The sequence below is a fragment of the Ochrovirga pacifica genome, from assembly GCF_000220525.1.
GTDB classification, from domain to species: Bacteria; Bacteroidota; Bacteroidia; order Flavobacteriales; family Flavobacteriaceae; genus Ochrovirga; species Ochrovirga pacifica.
The window spans coordinates 19,027-43,189 of sequence record NZ_AFPK01000068.1 but is presented as its reverse complement, the minus strand read 5'-3'; the positions used below and the strand labels follow the sequence as shown (position 1 = coordinate 43,189).

Below are 24,163 nucleotides of genomic sequence, written 5' to 3'. Positions count from 1 at the left end.
TTATTTGTATAAGATTAAATCATTTTCGGCATGTTTAAACAACAAATCTTTGTAGATTATTCCAACATCCATAAACTCATTATTTTCTTTACTTTCTTTTTTCTCTTTTTCGTATTCTTCTTGCATTTCACGTTTCATCTCCATAAAGATTTTTTTACCTTCTTCTCCATAGTCATAAATTACCAATGCAATATTTTTCTGAGCATCTAGGTCTTTATTTTCATCAAAACAAGATTTTAAAAACGTTACTGATTTTCCTGAAGCTAGGAAACCAATTGCTTTGATAATTGCTTCCTGACAAATATCTGGTTCGTTAAAGTATATCCTCTTTAATTCGTCTTCGAACTCTAAATCTCCTAATTTTCCTAAAGCTAAAATTGCTTCGGCTCTTAATTCGTGATTTTCGTCTTTAATTTTGGTTCTAATTACTTCTATAGCTTTTCTTTGGTTAAAGTAGGCTGCTGCTTTTAACAAGAAAATTACCAAAGAGTCATTGTTAGAATATCCAATCCACTTACCAAAGTTGGGCAAACCAACTGTATTAGATTGTTCAATTAAAAGGTTCATCAATTTTACCTGACTCCATTTGGTCATATCTCCTTTTAATTCGTCAAAAAATCGATACGGGTCGTTCTTACTTAAGTTCAAGTAAGATAGTCTAGCTTCGGTTTGTACCTCTTCGTTACTACTATAAGTGTACGTTAGAATGGTAGCATCTGAGTTAGACATCCCCAAATCTGAAAAGTATTCAATTGCTTTCTTTTTGGTTCCTGAAGAGGTAAAGTTGAATTTAGAATTCAAGTACTTTTCTAATTGTAAAGCGTTAAATATTAATGGATACCTTTTAGATTCTTCAAAAGAATTGGATTTGATTCGGATCAGCGTATCAATTGCCAAGTCCATCTCATAAGAGTTACTTACTTGTTTTTTCTTCCCTACTACTTTCTTTTTTCTTTTCCCTTTGTTCACCGTTTTTTCAAATTCTTTTCTAACTTCGTCTTCGGTATCTAAATAATCTTCAAACAAAATTTTCTCGAAAAGTTCATGAATTTTAGGTGCTACCTTGTCCTCTAGTCGTTCTCTAATAGCATATACCCTTCTTAATAGTGTTAAATACACCAAAAAGAACAGTGACATAAAGAGACTCATAAAAATAAAAGCAATAGAAATCTGAATAACTAAGGGATATGCTTTCATTTTGAATTGTAATGAGTACAACCAATTGATAAATTCCATAGTTTAGCTTAAACGTTAATAGTTTTTAGTTTTAGTTTTAGTAGGGGCAGCTTTCTATTTAATTTTCATTTTTCATTGCAAACACATCGAAAGACAAATATAACGCATTCAGAAGAATTACAGCCAACATGCCTTAATAAATACGTATAAAATACGTAATACAGGATAATAACAAGCATCTATAAACCTTTGTTAACCTGCTTCAGCTATGCCCCACAAAACTAGTATGATAATCAGCATAAATCCGCTCTATACAAGATATAAAATATAACACGAATACATAACTTTTTTACATAAAACCTTAATTTTGCTTTTTTACAATTTAGAAACATGAAAAAAACAAGCCTACACTCTATTCATAAAAGTTTACATGCCAAACTAGTACCCTTTGCTGGTTACCAAATGCCTGTACAATACCAAGGAGTTAAAATAGAACACAAAACAGTAAGAGAAGCTTTAGGAATTTTTGATGTTTCGCACATGGGAGAGTTCTTAATTGAAGGTTCCGATGCACTAGCGTTAATACAAAAAGTTAGTGCCAATGATGCTAATAAACTGAACATAGGAGATGCTCAATATTCTTACCTTCCAAACAACAAAGGAGGAATTGTTGATGATTTATTGATTTACAGAATTAAAGAAAACACCTTTTTACTGGTAGTAAACGCAGCTAATATTCAAAAAGACTGGGATTGGATCAATCAACAAAACGACACAAATGCATTGCTAAGAAATGTATCCGACAACTATTCGCTATTAGCCATTCAAGGTCCTAAAACTACAGAAGCCTTGCAAGAACTTACATCTGTAAATTTGGCTGCGATTCCATTTTATAAATTTAAAATAGGAGATTTTGCAGGTATAGACAACGTAATTATTTCTGCAACAGGATACACTGGAGCAGGTGGTTTTGAAATTTATTGTAAAAACTCGGAAGCTGAACAAATTTGGAATCGTGTTTTAGAAGCAGGTAAAGACTACGGTATTCAACCTATTGGACTTGCTGCTAGAGATACCTTAAGGTTAGAAATGGGATATTGTTTGTACGGAAATGATATTGATGACACTACCTCGCCTATTGAAGCTGGTTTGGGTTGGGTAACGAAATTTAACAAAGACTTTATTCACAAAAAAGAGCTTGAATATCAAAAACAAAATGGAGTTTCAAAAAAATTAATTGGTTTCGAATTGGTTGATAAAGGAGTTCCCAGAAAAGATTATTTAATTGTAAACAATGCATCTAACCCTATAGGAATGGTTACTTCTGGCACCATGTCTCCAACCTTAAACAAAGCTATTGGCTTGGGATATGTTGCTACAGAATATAGTAGTTTAGGATCTGAAATTTTTATTCAGGTAAGAAATAAAAATCTTAAAGCAAAAGTTGTAAAACTTCCTTTTTATAAAAAATAATGCACAGTATGGAAATGATTTATGTATTGATGAGTTTACTTATTGGAATCTTAGTTGGATTTTTAATAGGGAAAAAAATTGCCCTTTTACAAGCCTCTCAACAAGAAGCTTCTTTACAAGAAAGCATCAAACTAAAAGAAAAAGAATTAGAACTACAAAAAGCAAATGCTGATGAAGTACTGCGTAAAATGGAGTTGGCATTAAAAGAAAGCAAAGACTTGCTATGGGCAACTTCCGAAAAAGCCAAACAAGAGCTAGAGCAACTTCGCAAACAAAAAGATCACGATCTTAAACTTTTACATAATGATAAGGAAAACGCTGTAATCCTTTTAGAAAGAGCCAATGCAAAAATAGAAGAACTTACTGTAGACTTAAGTGAAAACAAAAATGAAATAGAAAAACTTCAAGAAAAATTTACCAAAGAGTTTGAAAATCTTGCTAATAAAATTCTTGAAGAAAAGTCCAAAACATTTTCTGATCAAAATCAGAAAAACATCAGTCAAATATTACAGCCACTGCAAGAAAAAATTCAATCTTTCGAAAAAAAAGTAGAAGATACCAATAAAGAAAATATTGATAGAAATGCTGCTTTGCGTCAACAAATATCTGGGTTAAAAGAGCTGAATCAGCAAATGAGTAAAGATGCTGAAAATTTAACCAAAGCTCTTAAAGGCGATAGTAAAACTCAAGGTAATTGGGGGGAAATGATTCTTGAAAGAGTTCTAGAGAAATCAGGTTTAGAAAAAGGAAGAGAATATGAGCTGGAAAAAAGTTTTGATACAGACCTAGAAAACAAAACACGATTACGTCCCGATGTAATTATCAATCTACCCGACAATCGCAAGATGATTGTAGATTCTAAAGTAAGTTTAACTGCTTACGAAAAAATTGTAGCTGCAACTCAAGAAAACGACAAAATTCAGGCTACTAAAGAACACTTACTTTCTTTGTACAGGCATATCGATCAACTAAGCAGTAAAAAATATTCTGAATTGTACCAAATAGAATCTCCTGACTTTGTGCTTTTGTTTATCCCAATAGAACCTGCTTTTGCTTTGGCCTTAGAACAAGATGGAGAACTGTATAACAAAGCCTTTTCTAAAAATATTGTCATCGTTACTCCAAGTACATTGTTAGCTACACTTAGAACCATCGAAAGCATGTGGAAGAATGAGAAACAACAAAAAAATGCACTAGATATCGCAACTCATGCCACTCGTTTATACGAACAGTTTGTAGCCCTAACCGAAGAATTAATAAAACTAGGAAAACAACTGAACACCGTACAAGGTACCTATGATACTACTATGAAAAAATTAACAGGAAGAGGCAATCTAATTGTAAAAGTTGAAAAGTTAAAAGAATTAGGAATAAAAACCAACAGTAAAGAATTCAATCAAAAACTATTAGAAAGAGCCCAAGAGGATAGTTAAACACAAGCCTTATAGCATATAACTTTCTGATTAACAAGAGCCATTGTACGTTATAAAAAAAAGTTATTTTTTTCTTTTGTCATAAAACAGATTTGACATATATTTGCATCCGCAATGGCGAGGTAGCTCAGTTGGTTAGAGCGTCGGATTCATAACCCGGAGGTCACGAGTTCAACTCTCGTTCTCGCTACAAAAGTTCTTTCAAAGAAAAGCGAAAATAGCTCAGCTGGTAGAGCGCGACCTTGCCAAGGTCGAGGTCGCCGGTTCGAACCCGGTTTTTCGCTCTATAAGATGAATTATTAAAAATTTTCGCGGGAGTAGCTCAGTTGGTAGAGCGTCAGCCTTCCAAGCTGAATGTCGCCGGTTCGAACCCGGTCTCCCGCTCTAAATTTTTAAACTATTTTGATTTTGTAAAATCTACCGCGGGAGTAGCTCAGTTGGTAGAGCGTCAGCCTTCCAAGCTGAATGTCGCCGGTTCGAACCCGGTCTCCCGCTCTATTTTTAATGTGATTTTACAACTTCAAAACAATTCTACCGCGGGAGTAGCTCAGTTGGTAGAGCGTCAGCCTTCCAAGCTGAATGTCGCCGGTTCGAACCCGGTCTCCCGCTCTATGAGCTCCTTATTTTTTATGGAGCTTTTTTTAATGATAACCATCTATCGGGGTGTAGCGTAGCCCGGTTATCGCGCCGCGTTTGGGACGCGGAGGTCGCAGGTTCGAATCCTGCCACCCCGACAAAAATTAATGCCAATAGAAACTAAAACCTTGTAAATTGTATGATTTACAAGGTTTTATGGTTTTTAGACTATCATAAGAATTGAATTAATATAGTTTAATTCGGTTAACAATTCGGTTAACAGTTAACAAAGTAAAAAAGTGTTAACCGAATAGATACTTAAAATACTGTAATTGAAATAGTTGATTTGACTTTCGTCTCGATGAATGTTTAACAAAAAGACGACAACTATGCAATCACAAACCACCTTTAGCTTATCATTTTGGGTAAGTGCTTCACGTAAGATTAATAATGAAGTTTCTGTTTTTGCTCGAATAACAGTAAACGGTAAACGTGCAAATATCAGTTTGCAACGAAAAGTAATTATATCTGAATGGGAATCAAACAAAGGAAAAGCAAGAGGCAACAAACAAGAGTCTCGATTACTCAACAGATATTTAGACCAGGTTAAAAATAGAATCTATGAGGCTCATGATGAACTTGTAAAAGAAAAAGCGTTTGTATGCGCTCAATCAATCAAAGCTCGTTTTCTTGGAGAAGATAATGAAGAATATTCTTTGTTAACATTGGTTGATTATCACAACACCCAAATGAGCGAATCTTTGAGTTATGGTACTTTAAAGAACTACTTCACTACCCAAAAGTACATCAAGCTTTTTCTAACCAAAAAGAAAATACAAGACATCTATTTATCACAATTGACGTTTCGTTTTCTGGTTGATTTTGAAAAGTTCTTACGTTCCTATGTTCCGGAGGACCATCAAAAGCAAATGGAAAACAACACAGTTATGAAGCATATCCAACGACTTCGTAAAATGGTAACATTAGCCTATAAAATGGAGTGGATAGATAAAGATCCTTTTATAAAATTCAAGCCTTCGTATATCAAGAATGAGCGTGAGTTTTTAAGTGAAGATGAACTGCAAACCATTATTGAAAAAGAGTTTGAAATTGAAAGACTGGAGCTCGTTAAAGATTTATTTGTTTTTAGTTGCTATACAGGCTTATCGTATATTGATGTTATGAACCTCAACGAAGATAATATTACGATTGGTATTGATGGTGGCAAATGGATAATCACCAATAGACAAAAAACTCATAACAAAGTAAAAATTCCGTTACTTCCAATTGCTGAAGAATTAATTCAGAAATACAAAGAGCATATTAAAACCAAGAAAACAAAAACCTTATTCCCTAATATTTCAAATCAAAAGCTCAACTCATATTTAAAAGAAATTGCGGATTTATGCAAAATCAAAAAGAATCTAACTTTCCACATAGCTCGTCACACTTTCGCAACTACAATAACTTTAAGTAATGGTGTCCCAATAGAAACAGTGTCAAAATTACTTGGACATTCAAAAATTGCAACTACCCAAATATATGCTAGGGTAATTGAACGTAAAGTGAGTGAGGATATGCAATTGCTCAAAAAGAAAATTTATGTAGCAAAAAATAATGGAAACCAAGAAGTTTCTTGAGGGTCAATCTTGTTAGTCCTGTTTTTTAGTAAGAAATCCATTAACTTTGAAGATAATAAAATTTTAGAAAAAAGTGCAGTTGTTTAAATTAACATCATTTTTCAAATGAAAATTCTCTTAATTGAAGATAATTATGATTTAGCTGAAAGTATTGAAAAATATCTTTCTGCCGAAGGCTATATTTGCGAAACTGCAAATACCGTAGAAAAAGCAATTGAGAAGATAGAGCTTTATGAATATGACTGTATATTATTAGATATATCTCTCCCAGATGGTAATGGTTTTACCATTTTAGAATCATTAAAAAAGAACCATAAGCAAGATGGAGTAATTATTATTTCTGCTAAAGATTCTCTAGATGATAGATTGAAAGGTCTTGTAATTGGAGCGGATGATTATCTGGTTAAACCATTTCATTTGGCAGAACTGTCAATGCGAATTATGGCAGTTGTTCGCAGGCGAAAATTTAACGGAAATAATCTACTTAATTTGGGGGATATTAGTGTTAATCTTATAGAAAAAACTGTTTTTTTCAATCAAAAACCCGTTGAAAGATTGTCTCCTAAAGAATATGAACTTCTTCTGTTTTTTATGTCGGCACCCAAAAGGGTTTTAACCAAAAGTACTATTGCAGAACATTTAATGGGAGACCATGCCGATATGTTTGATAATTTCGACGTTATTTATGCACATATTAAAAATTTGAAGAAAAAACTGAAAGAAGCTGGGTGTATGGGTTACATCAAAACAATTTACGGGATGGGCTATAAATTTGAAATACAACAGTCATGAAGCTCTTGCGTAAAACCTTAAAATTATATCTAGTTTTTTCAATCATTATTTTTCTAATAAGTGTTCCAGTATTTTACTTTCTAGTACAAGACTTATGGATTTCAGATGTTGATGATACTTTAATTTATCAAAAAGAAAATATCATTAACGGAATTGAAGAAAAAGATATGGACAGTATATCCATCGTTCAATTTTCTGAAGCCTTATCAAAAACAGATGCCGGTATTTCCATCACTCAAATTTCAGGGAACCATCTAGCAAAGGACTCCATTTATTATAATAATTTTTATGAAATTTCAAGGCAGCATGTGGAACCTTATAGAGAGTTGAAATCGATAGTTGAGGCGAACAATAATTGGTATAAAATTATAATTAGAAAAGATTTGGTTGAAAGCGAAGATTTAATCCAAGGCATTGTTTTTGTACAAATCGTTCTTTTTCTAATATTCTTAACAGGAATGTTATTGTTGAATAGTTATTTCTCAAAAAAAACATGGAAGCCATTTTATTTTATTATTTCAAAATTGCAATCTTACAAGATTGATAGCGAACAACCTATAGAAACTGTATCTTCAGATATAGAAGAATTTAATACGTTAAACCATTCCGTTCAAAAGCTGACAGAAAATAATATTCAGATTTTTAGGGCACAAAAAGAGTTTACCGAAAATGCGGCCCACGAAACGCAGACCCCTTTGGCGGTCATAAAGAATCAAGTAGATTTATTGGTACAGGATAAACAAATAAGTAAAAATCAGTCTGAAATAATCAATAAAATTAGTAAACATGTCAATCTTTTAACAAAGTTGAACAGGAATTTACTGATGCTCTCTAAAATTGAGAACAATCAATTTGCTAAAAAAGATTCCGTAATAGTATCAGATATTATTGATGAAATTCATGATATGTTTAAAGAACATATTGATTTAAAAAAGATTCATGTTGTTTCTGAAATTTCCAATATAAAGCCTATAGTATCAAATAAACAATTGATACAATCGCTCATTATTAACTTAATGGGAAATGCTATAAAATATAATATTGAGGGAGGTACAATAAAAATAGTTCTAAAAGATAGTTCGCTTAGTTTTACAAATACGGGTATAAATGTTTCTTTGCAAAAAGATAGGGTATTTGAGCGCTTTTACAAACAATCCCAACAAATAGAAAGTGTTGGGCTGGGATTGGCAATTGTAAAACAGATTTGTGATACTTTGGGGTATAAAATATCCTATCAATTTATCTTTCCCAATAAACATACCTTTACTGTTTTATTCTAAAAAGGGAGTGTTCTAAATGTTTTCAGAATTGAGATTTATGTTTGCAGGTGTTCAATTCAAAACAATCAATAATGAAATTTTATTTTACACTTGCTTTTACGCTAATCTTTACCATTCAATCTTATGCTCAAGGCAATGCCACTATATCAGGGCGAGTAATAGAGTTGTCAACCAAAAATCCGATTCCTTTTGCTAACATTCTTATAACCAACGATAGCGATGCTACGGTAACGGGTTCAATAACAGATGAAAACGGTAGGTTTTCTATAAAAGGTTTAAAAGAAGGGAATTATAAAGTCAAAATATCATTTATTGGCTATAAAGAAAAAGAAATCCCTGTTTTGGTAGGTAGTTTAAATAATGCTTTTGACCTTGGTAAAATTGAATTACAGGAATTTTCAGAAAACCTTAGCGAGGTTGTAATTACAGCAAAAAAAGACATAGTAAGTTCTAGTCTGGACAAAAAAAGTTTCAACATTGAAAACAATATTTCACAGGCAGGAGGCTCTGCTATGGATGCTATGAGAAATCTTCCAGGAGTTACTGTTGATAATGAAGGTAAAATCTTGCTTAGGGGAAGTGATAAAGTAACGGTACTTATAGACGGTAAACAATCCAGTCTTACTGGTTTTGGTAACCAAAAAGGGCTGGAAAATATTCCTGCTTCTAATATCGAAAGAATTGAAATTATTAACAACCCATCTGCAAAATATGATTCTAGAGGTTTGGCAGGAATTGTGAATATTATTTATAAAAAAGAAATAAAAAAGGGTTTAACGGAAATGTAGGATTGAACTTTGGTGTAGGGGAATTAAATGTTAGAAAAGCGAATCTTCCCAACATCATGGATAAATATGCGTTTACTCCAAAAACAAACCCATCTTTTAACATAAACTACCGCTCAAAAAGTGTGAATTTATTTTTACAAACAGATGGTATTGTTAGAAAAAGAGTTAACAGTAATGAATTTACAACACGTATTTATTCAAACGGAAACCCTAATATCAATTCTCAGTTTTTAGAAAACAGAACGCAAGAGTTGTACAATATAAAAGCAGGTCTTGATTGGTTTATAGATGATAGCAATAAATTAACACTGTACTCACTATTTCAAGATGAATATCATATTGATAGAGGTGATGTTCCTTATGATTTTATTTCAGATGGTAGTAGAAAACGTTTGTGGTCATGGGCGGAAGATGAAAATACACGCTTTATAAATTACGCTGGAAATTTCACTCATAATTTTAAACAAGTAGGTCACACTTTAGATGTTGGGTTTTTGTATACCAAAGGAGGTGAAGATGAATTATTTCCATTTACAGATACAAGTGATACAGGAAATTCAACAGACGAAACACATTTGTTGGTTGATGAAATTGTTACAGACTTAAATGTAGATTATGTTAAACCGTTAAGGTCTGGTAGAATAGAATTGGGATCAAAGGTAGAAATTCGAAAAATCCCTATTTCTTATAAAATAAACCCTGGAACAAATTCGGTTTTAGACCCAAATTTAGGAGAATGGTCAGAATATAACCAAGATGTTTATGCCTTATATGCCAACTTAATACATGAAGGAGAAAAGCTAGATATTGAAGGCGGTCTTAGAGTGGAACAAACTACCATAAATTATGATATTGACCCTGCAAACATTTATTACACCAAAAATGATGCTTATAATTATTTTAAGTTTTTCCCAAATGTTAGGCTAACCTTAAAAGCAGATAAAAACAATAAAATCTCAGCTTTTTATAATCGTAGAATTGATCGCCCTGGAGAATTTGAATTGCGACCATTCCCAAAATATGACGACCCTGAAATTTTAAAAACTGGCAACCCGTATTTAAGACCTCAATTCACTCAAACTTTTGAGTTGGCCTATAAAACTAAATGGAAAGGGGGTTCTGTTTATCTCGCTGGATTTTACCGTTCAATAAAAGATATTTTTGAGCGTATTTTTACAAATGATAATACAACACCTAATACCATTATTAATTCAATTCCTCAAAATTTGGGTAAAGGTTCTAATTTAGGATTTGAGATAACATTGGAACAAACTGTTACAAATAATTGGGATGTCAATGGAAGTTTTAACTGGTACACAAATAAAATAAATGCTTTTTCGGGAACAAGTATTTACCCATCTCCACAACCTTTTTATTTTGACGAAAGCAAAAGCAATACTTGGAATTTTAAGTTGAATAACAATATAACATTGCCTTATAAAATGGACTTTCAATTATCGGCTGTCTATTATGCGCCCAATATTATTCCACAAGGAAAAGTAAAAGAACGCTATTCAGTGGATTTTGGACTAAAGAAAAACGTTCTAAAGGACAAAGGAGAAATTAAATTATCAGCCACAGATTTATTAAACACTTTTGGAATAAAAAAATCAATAATTGGCGACGGTTTTAATTTAACATCAACAAACTATTATGAGACACAGGTTATTACTTTGGGGATGAAATATAAATTTTAGTTAAACCTATCATTGTTTTATTTATATAGATCCTGTTTGAAAAGGAGCCATCTGTTAAAAGCGACTTGAAATTTAATATGTTCAGTCGCTTTTATCTTTTAAAAAAGGAACACCTGTTGTATTATGACTAATCAAATAAAGTACAATTGACTCAAAAAATCACAAACCTACTTACCAAACTTAACGATCAATTAAGCTTTATAGATTTAGAAATAGATAACCAGTCTCTTCGTTGTGAAAAGGCTTTAGAAGTGATTTTAAAAACAATAAACTCATTAAGGACTCTTCTGTCAAAAACAAAGTTTAAAACTGATGCAGAAGAAATTAAATTCTTTAAAGAAATAAAGCCGCAGTTTACCTCTAAACTAATTTACTATAATACGCTTTTCAAAATTGAAATGAAAAGACCAAATGGTGGTAGTAGAATAGTAAAAAAGTATTACAACAATGAATTGGTGAAGTTAAAGGCATTTTTCGATAACGAACTGGAGTTTTATAAATACTATCGCTCAGGCAGCACCTATTTAGACCATAAATATTTTTTGCGAAGTAGTTTTGATATAAAAATGTCTTTAGATAGCTACTATTTTGAAGCAGATACAAGCTTTTCTACCTCACACGATTTTAAGGTAGCCAAAATATTGGCCAATGATTTAATTCAATTGTATATAGAGAATCAATTAATTATGATTGATAATAAAAGCAATGGCGAAAAATCACAACACAAACCCAACATGAAACTCACTTGGACCAGCTCAAAAGTAGCACTTATTGAACTTATTTATGCGCTACACTCAGAAGGAGTGTTCAATAATGGTAGTATAGATTTAAAAGATGTTGCTTCTTATTTTGAGCATATTTTTGATGTCAATTTAGGGCAATATAGACGTGCCTTTTTAGAGATTCGAGTACGCAAATCAGAAAGAACAAAATTCATTAATTCGCTGAAAGAAAAATTAATAAAACGGATGGATGATACCGATTATTAAAAAATCGTTCACAATACAATCCCCGTTGTGAATAAAGATTGTCAATTCACTTCATATTTGCCAAACGAAAGTCAAATCGACAGATTCACGAACACATATTTATTAAAATAATAAAGTTCGTGAACTAAATCACATTAATAGCTACTGCTGCGAATGTAAGTTCAATGCGGTAGCTATTTAATTTAAAACTTTATTATGGCAGCAACAATTATCACTACCGAAGATCTTCGAGAATTCAAAGAAGAATTACTGGAAGACATCAAAGCAATCATTAACCACCAATCAGGCTTTAATACCAAAAAGTGGCTCAAATCACCAGAGGTTCGCGACCTCTTAAGTATCTCACCAGGAACATTACAAAATCTTCGTATTAATGGCACACTACCCTACACAAAAGTTGGTGGTGTTATCTATTACGATTACGAAGAAATTCTAAAGGTAATGGAAGAAAACCGCATCCATAATAAGTTTTAGTGTCATTGCGAGGAGCAATAGCGACGTGGCAATCTCACTTATATGGAAGAAGTAAATTACATCAAGCATCTCAACGCAGTTTTCAACCAATTCTCGAAAGATAGTCGATTAAACCCCACACATATAAGCTTATATGTTGCTTTATTTCAGTTGTGGAATTTAAACCGGTTTTTAGAAGAGTTTTTTATAAACCGTGATGAGGTTATGCAGTTATCTAAAATAGGCTCTAAATCTACTTATCACAGATGCATCAAGGAATTAAATCATTGGAAATATATCGTGTATTTCCCATCCCACAATCCGTATAGAGGGAGTAAAATTAAGATGTTCAAATTTGGGACAAGTACTGGACAAGTAGTAGGACACAACTCTACTCAAATTGAGACAAGCAGTGGACAAGCACTGGTACCTATATATAAACATATACAAACTATAGAAAACATAAACAGTAATAAACAGAAAAATTTTAAAAATTCAGATTTTAATGATTCTGAAAATGATTTAAAACAAAATAGCAGTGTCCCAAATATGGACAACCTAAAGACTACTAAAAATAAAAACTACAATGAACCTTTATGAAAAATGAGCAACCACATATCATTATCGAAAAAGGAGTGCAATACAAACTTGGAGAGTTAAAAGACAATCATATCTATTATGATTTCAAAAGAATACTCATTTACCTCGATGCAAAAGGAAAGTTGCTATTTGGCAAAAACTTCAAGATTTATGAAGAAGATGAGGTTGTGCTCTACAAACTATGTATTTATTTCATTCGCGATTTTGAAGCTTGTGCAAAATTAAATATCGACCCAAATAAAGGTATTCTGTTATCTGGTCCTGTGGGTTGTGGTAAAACTAGTTTAATGAAACTTTTGAGGCACATTGTACCACACCAAAAATCGTACGAATTGATACCTGCAAGAAACATCACGTTTGCTTTTAATAACATAGGCTACAAAACTATCCAAGAATATGGCAACAGCAACTTCTATTGTTTTGATGATTTAGGAGTAGAAACAACCGGAAGACATTTCGGAAAAGACTGCAATGTCATGGGCGAAATCCTCTTATCTCGTTACGATTTATTTCTTCAGCGAAAAATTAGAACTCACGCAACTACAAACCTCAATGCTCAAGAATTAGAAGAAAGATACGGCAATAGAGTGCGTTCCAGAATGCGACAGCTCTTTAATTTGATTGCTTTTGATAAGGAAAGTAAGGATAAAAGAATTTAACTGTAAACAAATTTTAACAAAATAAGGTAAACCGTAATAAATCAACTACATAATTTGTATATTTAGTGTATTAAAAAATCTCTAAGCACTCAAAGTTTTTAATAGCTAATGATATTTCATTGGCTTTTTTATTTATTTAAGTTTCAATGAATTTGAAAAAAAACAACAAAATTGAATTCAATTTCTTTGATGAAATAAAGCAAAGTAAAACGTACGCTCAGTTATTTCCTAAACGAAAAGTAGGGCTGGCTATTATCTATTTGTATGAGCAAATGGATAAAGGTGATATAGTAAACAAAGAATTTACTGAAAGAGATATACATAAAGCTTTTGTTAAAATATTCCAACCTCAGCATAGACAACAAACCGAAGATTACAGTGGATATATTTATGAATTGCAAGAATATTTTTTAGACTACAATCAAGAAACCCAAAAGTATGTTTTTAAAGACTATGCATACAGATTTTGCGAACATGCCAAAACTACTCTTCTAGGAGCTTTTAATCCTACAAAAATTAAAGTTCTATGTACGGACATCACTTCGTTACTAAAGGAAATCAAAGATGAAGAAACTGAAAAATTAAAGGAGTGGTTAGAAATTCATTATAAAGGATTTGAACCTAAATTGAGGGAACAGATAGATTTTCTTGAAAAACAAATTGCAAATTCAATTGAACAACTTAAAGAAGATATTAATTTTTCGGAACAGAAATTTGTTGATGTTTTAAGAGGTGTTGAAGGAAGCCTAGATAATGCAAAAGAACAAAATAAAGAGTTGAGGTCTGCTTATGAGCAAACAAAAATTATCAGAGCTCTTTTAGAGAAAAGAAATATTGACGATTCTTATATTAATGATTTAATATCTGAGGTAAACTCTTTCATAAGTTATACAAACAGGAGATTAAACACAATTGATAAAAAGCTAGAACGAATTCAACCTAGAATAAGACAGCTGTTTTCTGCACTTAATAGACCTCGATTTAACTCTAAAATCCAAAATTTTATACGGTATCTTCTAGAAAACAGTAGTATCGAAATTATTGATGGTAAAAAGGAGATAATTTTTCCAAATCAACTAAGTACACCTAAAATACATATAGATACACCAAATTTTACAATCTTAAGAAAAGATATAGAGCTTTTTCCATCCAAACCTAGAACAATTCAAAGCTATAAACAAAACAAAAGCTTGATGAAGGAAAACCAGGAGAAAGTAGAAAAGAAAATATCCCAACAAAAGAAGATAATGGATTGGGAAAATCTAATTCTGTCGAGAATCGAACTTGGACAAAAAGTTAATTTAAGTCAGTTGTTTTTTGAAATACTTGAAGCTGAAAATGATAATCAGGTGGCAATATCAGCTTTGTTTAATGTTATAAAAAGATTACGAAATCAAGAAAAAATAGAGGTGAAATTGAAAGAAGAATTAGAGAAAAATAACAATTTTAAAAACATTAGTTTATGGAAAATGGAAGTTCAAAAACCACTATAGAAAGTTTTTTACAGAATAGTGAAACAAAAGAATTGTTTGCTGAAATTGATTATAAATTAAAGGATGGTGTTCATATTCAGCAAGAGGGAAGGCAAATAGACTTGTATAACTATATTGTTGAAAATGAAGAAAGTTTAAAACTTTATTATAAGGAGCTTTTTAAAGTAGACTTATCATCTGGCGGAGAATATCCGGACAAATATTACTACCTCAATTTCAATGATCCGCACAATAGAGGTAATATCAGAAGAGACCATAGACATTATCTTAAAAATGAACACGTTATTATTGGGTTCATTATTTATGAAATAATATACATTCAAAAAGAAATAGATCTAAACTCAATATCTGAATTAAAGAGAAAAATGCGAATTGATTATGAAGACATTAAACCAGGTATTTATAGATTGATAGGTAAGTCTAAGAATAAAAACCCTAGTAAATTAAATGATGAAGCCATCGATAGGGAAATCAAATCTGCCTTGGTAGAATTTCAGAAAATTGGTTGGGTAAAAATAAATGAAGATGAGTTCGAATTACTTCCTGCATTTGATAGGTTTATAAATTTTTATGAAAAGGAAATCCTAAGTCGTGATGAAATATTTAAAGAATTGAAATGATAAAATATCCTAAAATCAAAAGACTATCAACGCTCAATATTATACATCATCAAGAGTTCGATTATGAGTTTAATTCTTTTCGAACAGATTTTGTAGGAGAAGGTGGTTCTGGCAAAAGTTTAATTTCAGACTTACTACAATTAATTTTTGTGGGAACTGGAGCATTTCATTCTCCCACAAAAAGTACAGATGATAGGTTGCCAAAAACAATGGTATTAAAAACCGATGGTAGAGGGACTGATTTTGGATATGCTTTTCTTAATATAGAAGTTGAAGAAAATAAATTCATTGTGATTGGTATTTATCTAGAAAGTACAGGAGCTTCTCATATGTTCATTATTCAGAATGGAAATGACTTTTCTGAAGAAACCAAATTAGTTCCTTTTAACAGGCCAATAGGTGTTTCCCATTTTATTGATAATAAAAAGATACTTCCTATTGAACAATTTAAGGATCATGTTTTTGGTTCTTTAGGTTTCACTTGTGCTTCTTGGTCAACCCCAAATAAGTATCATAAAATACTATGTAATGATGAAAATAATATCATTCCGGTAAATATTTCAAAAAACGATAAGGTATTAAAAAACTACTCTAAAATTATTCAGGCCTTTTCTAGAGAATCCTTGGACACTTCTAAAAGTGATAAATTAAAAGAGTTTTTATTTGGTGATGAGTCCGAAAAGAAGTTTGAAAAACAATTTAATGAAGCCGTAAAAGAACTAAGCTCTGATGTTGAAAAATTTAAGGATAATTCTGCCGAAATAGAAAAACTCAAAAACAAGCATAATGATTTAGTGGATTTACTAAATAAAAAGGATGAAGAAGAAGCCACTCTAAAGGAGTTTTTATTAGCCAAATATGTTTTTACAAAAAAACAGTCAATAGCTACTCATAAAGAGGTTATTGATACACTCAATAATTTTTACAGAAGTGAGTATAATCTTTCTTTTTTAGAAACAATAGCTCAAAGTAAAGTAGATAAAATCATCTCGGAATTAAACGAAATTGAGGATGAGTTCAATAGTGCTTTTGCTGCCCAAAAGGATTTGGAGGAAAAGAATAAAGCTGTAGAAAAATTTCATAGCTGGATGAAGCTATTAAATTGTAGTAAAGATGATATTTTAAAGAAGTACGAAAAGTATCATAAATCAAAAACAATAATAGATAAAATCAATATTCTTAAACAAAAACTATCAGATAAAAAGCTACTATATTTCTTTCAAAGCAGAACTTGGGATAACGATATTCTAATCAAATTACAAGCTGAGAGAGCTACTATCTTAAAGGATATTGAGAATAAAGAAAGACTTAATAGCATCAATGATATAGAAAATGAAAAATCACTTGCATATTGGGCTTTGAATTTGAATCGAGAGCTTTCTGTAGAAGAAGAAAGTATTCTAAACAAGTACCAAGACTTTATCATTGTAGATGAGCCTGTAGACATTAAAGAAAAATATATTCCAGCACCCAAAGAGCTATTTGAAAATTTTTCAATTTATAAAAAGAATGCTGATGGATTTTGGCTAGACCTTAACGGCATTAAGGAGTTTATTCCATTTATTCAAGAACCTATATTTAATACTTTAGACAAAGGTGAAATCAAGAATATTTTCAAAAAACAAAGTATAACATTAGGTGAGGAAATAGAAAAGCTAAAGGAAAAAGAAAGTAAATTGAATGTGTTACAAGATACTTTTGGTGACCTAGAAAACCCAAAAGAATATATTACGGCTTGGAATTCAAAAGATGCCATAAATGATACTAAAACTTACGATTTTTATAAACTTGATTTAAAGGAAATTAATGAGTATACTTCATTATTTGTAAAAGCAACGGAATTATCCAATAACTATTCTCTGGCGAAGAAAAAGTACGTTGAAGTAGATACAAAAAGAAGTAAGCTGAAAACACTACAAACTAACCTTAAAACATCATTACAAGATTTTCCTAAGGTTGAATACCTCAAGAATCTTAATGAGTTTGAAAAGAAATACGAATACCAACATAAAACAACAAATGATAGCAGTTTGATATTGGATTCATTATCCAATTCTGAAAATTATTATCAAACGTTTCAAGATTTTTTACTTGTTCAGAAAAAGTACATTAATCCAGCTGAGTTACTTATCCAATTAGATGAAAAATCATTAAGTTTTGAAAACGAATTAAAAGAACTTTCAGATAAGTATAAATCAAACTTTGAAAATGATATACTAAATGAAAAACACCCTGAAATTGAGTTAACAGAATTCTCTGTAAATACTCTTGAAGTCAAACATAATAAAAGTAATACCGCATATATAGGAGCATATAATTCAATTGCGAGAAGTTATATGGAAAATAATTATTTGCGTTATGAAAATACAGGGGATTTTACGGGTCTTTGTCAAGAAATATTACCACCAGAGATTTTTAAAGATGGAGAAACTTTAGACAGAGAAATTATTGAGAATATTGATAAAAGACTAAAAGACATTAATCAAAAAAATCAAGAACTTAATGGAAGAAAGCTTCAAAGACTAAATACTATTATTGATGAGGTAAATGCAGAAGTTAGTAATCAATTGGATTATGTTAGAAGAGTAAAGAATTTTTTAATTGATGACAATAAACTTATCACAGGTAATCATAAAGCCTATTTAAGACAGGATATTAACAAATCTTATCCTAGAGATTGGATGCAAGATTTTATTGAAAAAATCAATGAAGAATCTTCTTTAGGTTTAGCCAACAATCTTTTAGATGATTTAAAAGTATTTAGCAAAGGATTAGAAAAGTTTGCCTCGTTAGAAGAGAAAATGATTGAAGCTTTTCATAGATGTGGTGGTCCAAAAAATACGCATCCAACCTATAAACAATTACTAAGCCCTAAATCATATTATGATTTAAAGTTTACAATTGAATCGAATAAAGGAAAAAATGCAGGTAGTACAAGTCAAACATATTCGGCCATAGCTTTACTCTGTATAGCAAGATTATCTTTAATTGAAAATAATAGTAAAATTAAGTCAGGAGTGCGTTTTATGCCTATAGACGAAGCAGAAGGATTAGGCAGTAATTTTGATATGCTCTACGAAATTGCAAAGGATAACCACTATCAATTATTATCACTTTCCATCTCGCCAAATAAGGTAAATAAAGAAAGTCAAAACATTTATTTACTTCAAAACAACTTAGAAGAAGATAAAAAAGTGAATTATCCACCAATACCGGTTTTTATAGACTCTAAATAGAATACAATTTTGAAAGATATAGAATGGAAATACCTTAAAGGATTAAATGAATTGTACATAGCTGGAAAGACACGGTTAAAGATGTTGAATGATGATTTTATTAACCAGGTTATATACAACCAAAAGAAGTTGATAAAATATAAGACAGGCAATCATAATTTCTTAGAGTCTACACCAAGATTTAGCCTTTTTTATGAGCAACATTTCAAAGAAACTTTTGAATACTATAATAGCTTCTTCGAAAAATCAGGAATAGATAATAATGCTCATAAAAGGTATGATAAGTCAGACCTCGAATCATTAATATTCATATTTAATAATAAGGAAAAACTAAAAGAAACCTTAACAACAGAATACACATTTTCAAGTAGGGTTTTTAAAAGAAAAGGAGCGAAATACTTATCGGGTAAACCAGGATTAAAAAAAGATGTTTTAAAACTTTTAGACATAGATGAGTTTCCGGAAAAAGACCCTAAAAATAATTTTTGGCGTATCGTAGTAGATTGTATAAACCCTCAAGTCATTGTTATTTGTGAAAATATTGCTTGTTTGAAAGTGCCTACTGTATATAAAAAGCGTGGTGTAGAGTTATGGTATGTTGGAGGTAATAATACGAAACCTTTATTAGACTTATCACTTGAAAAAATCTCACATCCAATATTTTATTTTTGTGATTGGGATTATCACGGTTTAACTATCTTTTCAAGAATAAAGGAAATCTTTAATTTAAAAGGAGTTGATGTGAATTTGTTAGAACCGAAAGACCTATGTCATGCGCTTCCTGTCAATTCACCTAACCATAACAGTAAATGGAAAAGGGAAGATTTTTCTAAACTGAAGAAAGATGATTTTACAAGATTTCAAACAGATATAATTAAACAGCTTATCTCAAATGATGAATGGGTAGAAGAAGAATCTATGGATTTGATAGAGTTGTTGGAATTAAAAAGTGAATTATAAGAATAAAGGTGCTATGAATGGCAAAAGCATTTCAGATAGAAGATAGTGGTAGTTTCAATTTGATTGGTTCTACAAGAAACATGAAGATAAAAGGAGATGAAAATGTAAATTATGGTAAACCATAAGAAACCAAACACATAATTTGTATATTTAGGCTGCCAAATAGTCTCAAAGTATATTATATAATATTAAGAGCTAATGAAATTTCATTGGCTCTTTTATTTATTCAAGTTTTGATTAAAAAATGTTAGACCAATCATTTTCATCTAAATCGTTTCAGGAAATATTCGATAAAGAAAATCGAAAAGGAATTAATGTCGAGAAAAAATTCAAAGAAGATTTTGTAGATTCTTTAGCTAAAGTTGGGGAATTAAAAAATATTGGGAAACAAATACAACAAGAAACAGAGTTTGATGCAAAAAGACTACTTTATACTGAAAAGAATAAATTAAAAAAAGAAAGGGATGTACTTGTTTCTGGTGTTTTAGATACGGTTGCTGATGAAATTAATTCCCATACTATTAATTTAGAATTAGGAGGTAATTATGGAGGCCAGAGTTATGTATTTGAAAAAAATGTCCATAATTTTTTTATCTCTAAAAAAATTCAAGACAATATAAACAAGACTTATAACGTAAAACAGTCTTCAAGATATGCGATATTAAGTGAGTTATTAAATCTATTAGAAGACAACTTTCCTAAATATGTTATCCGTACAGATATTAAAAGTTTTTACGAATCAATTCCTCAAAAGAAATTATTGAACAAAATTGATAGCGATTATTTGCTGAGTATCAAAACAAAAAAGTTTATCCATCAAATTTTTACGAGCTATAATAGTTTAACCGGTCAGACTAATCCTGAAATAGCCAAAGGTGTTCCACGAGGTGTTGGTATAAGTGCCTATTTATCTGAACTCTTTATGAGAAGTGTAGATAACAAAATTAGGGAACTTGATGATTTAGTTTACTACGCAAGATATGTAGATGATATAGTTGCTATTTTCGTTCCTAAATCTAAAAATATTGAGCCAGCTCAATTAACTGATTATAAAGCTAAACTAACAAATTTAATAACAAGTGAAGAACTTGTTTTGAATGTTAAAAAAACAGAAGAGTATAACCTTTTAGAAGGAGTTTTTGATTTAAGATTTAATGACAATAATCCTAATTTCGTTAGCAAAACAATTCAATATTTAGGTTATGATATAGGAAGTGTAATTACATATAAAACTAACGGCAGTATAAAAAGTAAAGATTTAAGTGTTAGGCTTTCAAAAACTAAAATCGACAAATATTTCAAAAAAATCAAATTATCATTTCAGCATTTCGAAAAGAAAAAGAAACACAATAGAAAGAACGCTTTTAAATTATTATCAGCTCGGATCAATTATCTCACTTCAAATACAAAATTAAGAAATAACAAGGATAAAGTTTTTGTTGGAATATATTATTCTAATCCATTTTTGAACAATGATGTATCTCTTCAAAAACTTCAAACAAGACTTAAATGGCATATCAATAGAGCTGGATTAACAACTGATGAAAAGGAAACAATCCTTAAATATTCTTTTGCAGAAGGATTTAAGAAGAAAACATTTCAAGTATTACCATTAAAAAACAAAAAGTATAAAAGTCATAACAGAAAACGAAATGATGTAAATAATCAGAATAACGAAGGGATATTACAATTCGGCATTGCTGAAATCAATTCAATATGGAAAAGATGAGAAGAAAATCAGGACATAATATAGGATATAAGAAAGAAAGAGTTGTTCTTTCTGATATATTGCCTTATGAGGTTCCGCCATTTTTTTCAAATAGGCATTTTTACAATTTTTTAGTCAAAAATAAAGTAGTTATTGATGAAAGCAATAGAGCTATTCAGTTTAGCAAAGACCATTCCGGAGTATTAAAGAGATTGATTCAAACTCTTTTTGGAATTCCTAATAATGTAAATTTTATAAATGACACAAATTTTGATTATTTCAAATTTAACGAAACAGCTTTTGAAAAGGTTTTTTTAACAATCCCTTTTAAATTCAAAATAACTCATAAAGACAATGATTACAGGGAATTAACCGTAATTCATCCAATAAACCAACTTTACCTGGTAGGATTTTATGATAAGTATAAAAATACAATTCTATACAATACAAAGTTGAGTAGATTTTCATTGAGAAAACCGAGTAAAGTCTCATCATTAAAATACTATAAAGATAATACCAATAAAAAAAAGAAATCTAAAAATCAAGATATTGAAATAATTGAAACGACAGATAAAGAATATACAAGTTTGAAAACATTCTTTTCCTATCAGAAATATAGCAATATTTATGAGTTTTATGAATCATACGAGTATCAAAGAGCAGAAAAACGTTTTGATAATTTGATGAAATTTGATATTTCAAGATGTTTTGATAGTATTTATACACATACTCTTTCCTGGGCATTATCTAATAAGAAAATTGTAAAGGATAATTTATTTACCAATAAAGATTCCTTTGGTGGTAAGTTTGATAGAGTAATGCAGCAAATGAACTACAATGAAACAAATGGTATTGTAATTGGTCCAGAGTTTTCAAGAATATTTGCTGAACTTATTTTGCAAAGAATTGATAAAAATGTTGAAAAAGAATTATATAGTAAAGGTTATAAGTATAAGGAGGATTATGATATTTATAGATATGTAGATGATTTTTTTGTTTTTTACAACGATGATAAAATTAAATCGGAAATTTTAAGCTTATACAAAATCAAGCTACAAGAATACAATCTGTTTTTTAATGACTCTAAAACTAAAATTCTTCCTAAACCAATCATAACAAATATTACGATTGCCAAAGAGGAAATCAGAAAATTGATTGAACATTCAATGATTTTTCAGTTTTATGATTCGGAAATGAAAAAACAAATTGGTTTAAAATATTATTCAGCCAAAGATATTATTACTAACTATAAAGCCATTTTGGCCAAAACTGAAACAAGTTACAAAGATCTACAAAATTACTTTTTGGCAATTATTTTCAACAAGCTCAAAAGTTTAATAAAAAAGATACAAGAAGAACAGGAAGCGGTACTTCACTTGTATGTTCAGAAACGTGATACAGAAACAAAATTAGATGATGTTGAAGAAAATGAAAAACCCAAACATCAAGAAAAATTAGATGAAATTTTTGAAGAAATAAAAGAACAAGAGAAAGAATTAAAGTCATACCATAATCAATTATTTAAAAATATTAATGAAATAATTGAATTAACATTTTTTATTTATTCTGTTCTTCCAAGGGTAACCTATTCAATTAAAGTTTGCCATATATTATTTAGAATTATTGATTTTATTAAAAATCAGGAGCGTACAAAACAAAGCTATTTGGTTAAAGTCCCAAATGCGAGTACTGAAGAATTAAAATACATAGCATTTGATTTTGATAAAAAACATAATATTTTCAAAAGAATATATGATGGTATTTCATTAGTATTTCAAAAAAGTCTTTCGTCTGAATATGCAGAAGTAGAAACTTTGTATTTATTACCTATAATTAATGAGTTAGGAGAAAATTATCGTTTTGAAGAAGAATTAATAAATAAACACTTTCGAGTTTTTCATATAGATAATCAAAATGTCAAAATTCTTAACAGTAGTATGAATTATTTCACAATTATTTCTTTGTTAAATTATATAAATGTTGATTCTAATCAAAAATACACTGTAATAAGAGCTGATATTCAGAAAATAATTATCGAAAAGTTTAATAACTTTGAAAAGAATAATGCTGAAGATATTTTCTTATTGATAGATGTACTTACTTGTCCATATGTTGGTACTACTGATGCAGAAATAAGAGATTTTAGACGACAAGTTTTAGACAAAATTAAGTTTTTTGATGCGGGCACAAGCATTGCAGATAAAAATGACATCATTGAAAAAATTGCGAGCTATGCTTCAGATTGGTTTTACAGCTGGAAGGAAAATGATTTAGGGAAAGAACTAAACACAAAAAGAGGTCATAGTGTTTATTAAAATATTTGGGGCAACGTACTCAAGAAATTGAGTACACTCTTGAAAGCCATAATTTGTAGTTTATTCTGGTAACTATCACACACAAGCCCCAACAAAACTTTTAGAGTTTTTAGGGGTGAAGGTAGAGTCTTCACCCTATTTTTTTACATTTATTGATTTCCCCACAAACCCAAAACCCAGTTTTTTCGTTCCTCAAAATCCTCTGTCTTTTGGTTTGTTCCGCTTGCCAACGCTCTTGTAGTTTTTGGCTGCCAACCCTCACACAGCACATTGCT

At 30.5% G+C, this 24,163-nt stretch carries 18 protein-coding genes and 6 tRNA genes; 23 read left to right on the top strand and 1 reads right to left on the bottom strand.

Going from position 1 to position 24,163, the window contains the following annotated elements:
* Positions 1 to 1,236, bottom strand: a complete 1,236-nt coding sequence (locus FS85_RS0112945; protein ID WP_010136771.1) for a HEAT repeat domain-containing protein — start codon at positions 1,234 to 1,236, stop codon at positions 1 to 3.
* Between the two features lie 330 nt (positions 1,237 to 1,566).
* On the opposite strand from FS85_RS0112945, the gene gcvT reads away from it, so the two are divergent.
* The 23 genes from gcvT to drt3b all read left to right on the top strand — a co-directional run bounded on the left by gcvT (position 1,567) and on the right by drt3b (position 23,888).
* Entirely contained in the window at positions 1,567 to 2,649 is a 1,083-nt protein-coding gene (gcvT, locus tag FS85_RS0112940; protein ID WP_010136770.1) for a glycine cleavage system aminomethyltransferase GcvT, read from the top strand.
* Entirely contained in the window at positions 2,649 to 4,082 is a 1,434-nt protein-coding gene (gene rmuC / locus FS85_RS0112935; RefSeq protein WP_010136769.1) for a DNA recombination protein RmuC, read from the top strand. The genes gcvT and rmuC overlap by 1 nt, the downstream gene beginning before the upstream one ends.
* Before the next feature lie 116 nt (positions 4,083 to 4,198).
* Positions 4,199 to 4,272, top strand: a tRNA-Met gene (locus tag FS85_RS0112930).
* Positions 4,273 to 4,293: 21 nt separating this feature from the next.
* Positions 4,294 to 4,366: transfer RNA gene (locus FS85_RS0112925), tRNA-Gly, on the top strand.
* Between the two features lie 27 nt (positions 4,367 to 4,393).
* Positions 4,394 to 4,466, top strand: a tRNA-Gly gene (locus tag FS85_RS0112920).
* A 38-nt stretch (positions 4,467 to 4,504) separates the two neighbouring features.
* Positions 4,505 to 4,577, top strand: a tRNA-Gly gene (locus FS85_RS0112915).
* Between the two features lie 41 nt (positions 4,578 to 4,618).
* Positions 4,619 to 4,691 (top strand) — tRNA-Gly (locus FS85_RS0112910).
* A gap of 50 nt (positions 4,692 to 4,741) precedes the next feature.
* Positions 4,742 to 4,816: transfer RNA gene (locus FS85_RS0112905), tRNA-Pro, on the top strand.
* Positions 4,817 to 5,047: 231 nt separating this feature from the next.
* On the top strand, positions 5,048 to 6,298 hold the full coding sequence (locus FS85_RS15735; RefSeq protein WP_010136768.1) for a site-specific integrase: 1,251 nt from the start codon (positions 5,048 to 5,050) through the stop codon (positions 6,296 to 6,298).
* A gap of 105 nt (positions 6,299 to 6,403) precedes the next feature.
* A complete protein-coding gene (locus tag FS85_RS0112895; protein WP_010136767.1) occupies positions 6,404 to 7,090 on the top strand; it encodes a response regulator transcription factor in 687 nt (228 codons plus the stop codon).
* Positions 7,087 to 8,370, top strand: a complete 1,284-nt coding sequence (locus FS85_RS0112890) for a sensor histidine kinase (RefSeq protein WP_010136766.1) — start codon at positions 7,087 to 7,089, stop codon at positions 8,368 to 8,370. The genes FS85_RS0112895 and FS85_RS0112890 overlap by 4 nt, the downstream gene beginning before the upstream one ends.
* A 71-nt stretch (positions 8,371 to 8,441) precedes the next feature.
* A complete protein-coding gene (locus FS85_RS16550) occupies positions 8,442 to 9,158 on the top strand; it encodes a TonB-dependent receptor (protein ID WP_050809657.1) in 717 nt (238 codons plus the stop codon).
* 122 nt (positions 9,159 to 9,280) lie between these two features.
* Positions 9,281 to 10,855 (top strand): outer membrane beta-barrel family protein, encoded by a 1,575-nt coding sequence (locus FS85_RS15980; RefSeq protein ID WP_160162401.1) that lies wholly within the window; start codon positions 9,281 to 9,283, stop codon positions 10,853 to 10,855.
* A gap of 146 nt (positions 10,856 to 11,001) precedes the next feature.
* Positions 11,002 to 11,844, top strand: coding sequence for an RteC domain-containing protein (locus FS85_RS0112880; RefSeq protein WP_010136765.1), 843 nt, complete (start codon positions 11,002 to 11,004; stop codon positions 11,842 to 11,844).
* Positions 11,845 to 12,039: 195 nt separating this feature from the next.
* Entirely contained in the window at positions 12,040 to 12,318 is a 279-nt protein-coding gene (locus FS85_RS0112875) for a helix-turn-helix domain-containing protein (RefSeq protein ID WP_010136764.1), read from the top strand.
* 42 nt (positions 12,319 to 12,360) lie between these two features.
* Positions 12,361 to 12,897: a lysophospholipid acyltransferase family protein gene (locus FS85_RS0112870; protein ID WP_010136763.1), complete on the top strand. Its 537-nt coding sequence runs from the start codon at positions 12,361 to 12,363 to the stop codon at positions 12,895 to 12,897.
* A complete protein-coding gene (locus FS85_RS0112865; protein ID WP_010136762.1) occupies positions 12,894 to 13,556 on the top strand; it encodes a P-loop NTPase family protein in 663 nt (220 codons plus the stop codon). Before FS85_RS0112870 ends, FS85_RS0112865 begins: the two co-directional genes overlap by 4 nt.
* Before the next feature lie 146 nt (positions 13,557 to 13,702).
* A complete protein-coding gene (locus FS85_RS0112860; protein ID WP_010136760.1) occupies positions 13,703 to 15,049 on the top strand; it encodes a hypothetical protein in 1,347 nt (448 codons plus the stop codon).
* Positions 15,019 to 15,669 (top strand): condensin complex protein MksE, encoded by a 651-nt coding sequence (locus tag FS85_RS0112855; protein WP_010136759.1) that lies wholly within the window; start codon positions 15,019 to 15,021, stop codon positions 15,667 to 15,669. The genes FS85_RS0112860 and FS85_RS0112855 overlap by 31 nt, the downstream gene beginning before the upstream one ends.
* Positions 15,666 to 18,905, top strand: a complete 3,240-nt coding sequence (locus FS85_RS16230; protein ID WP_010136758.1) for a coiled-coil domain-containing protein — start codon at positions 15,666 to 15,668, stop codon at positions 18,903 to 18,905. Before FS85_RS0112855 ends, FS85_RS16230 begins: the two co-directional genes overlap by 4 nt.
* Positions 18,906 to 18,914: 9 nt before the next feature.
* Entirely contained in the window at positions 18,915 to 19,865 is a 951-nt protein-coding gene (locus FS85_RS0112845) for a Wadjet anti-phage system protein JetD domain-containing protein (RefSeq protein ID WP_010136757.1), read from the top strand.
* A gap of 244 nt (positions 19,866 to 20,109) precedes the next feature.
* On the top strand, positions 20,110 to 21,594 hold the full coding sequence (drt3a, locus tag FS85_RS0112835; protein ID WP_010136756.1) for an antiviral reverse transcriptase Drt3a: 1,485 nt from the start codon (positions 20,110 to 20,112) through the stop codon (positions 21,592 to 21,594).
* Positions 21,582 to 23,888: an antiviral reverse transcriptase Drt3b gene (drt3b, locus tag FS85_RS16225; protein ID WP_010136755.1), complete on the top strand. Its 2,307-nt coding sequence runs from the start codon at positions 21,582 to 21,584 to the stop codon at positions 23,886 to 23,888. Before drt3a ends, drt3b begins: the two co-directional genes overlap by 13 nt.
* The last annotated feature ends 275 nt before the right edge of the window (positions 23,889 to 24,163 follow it).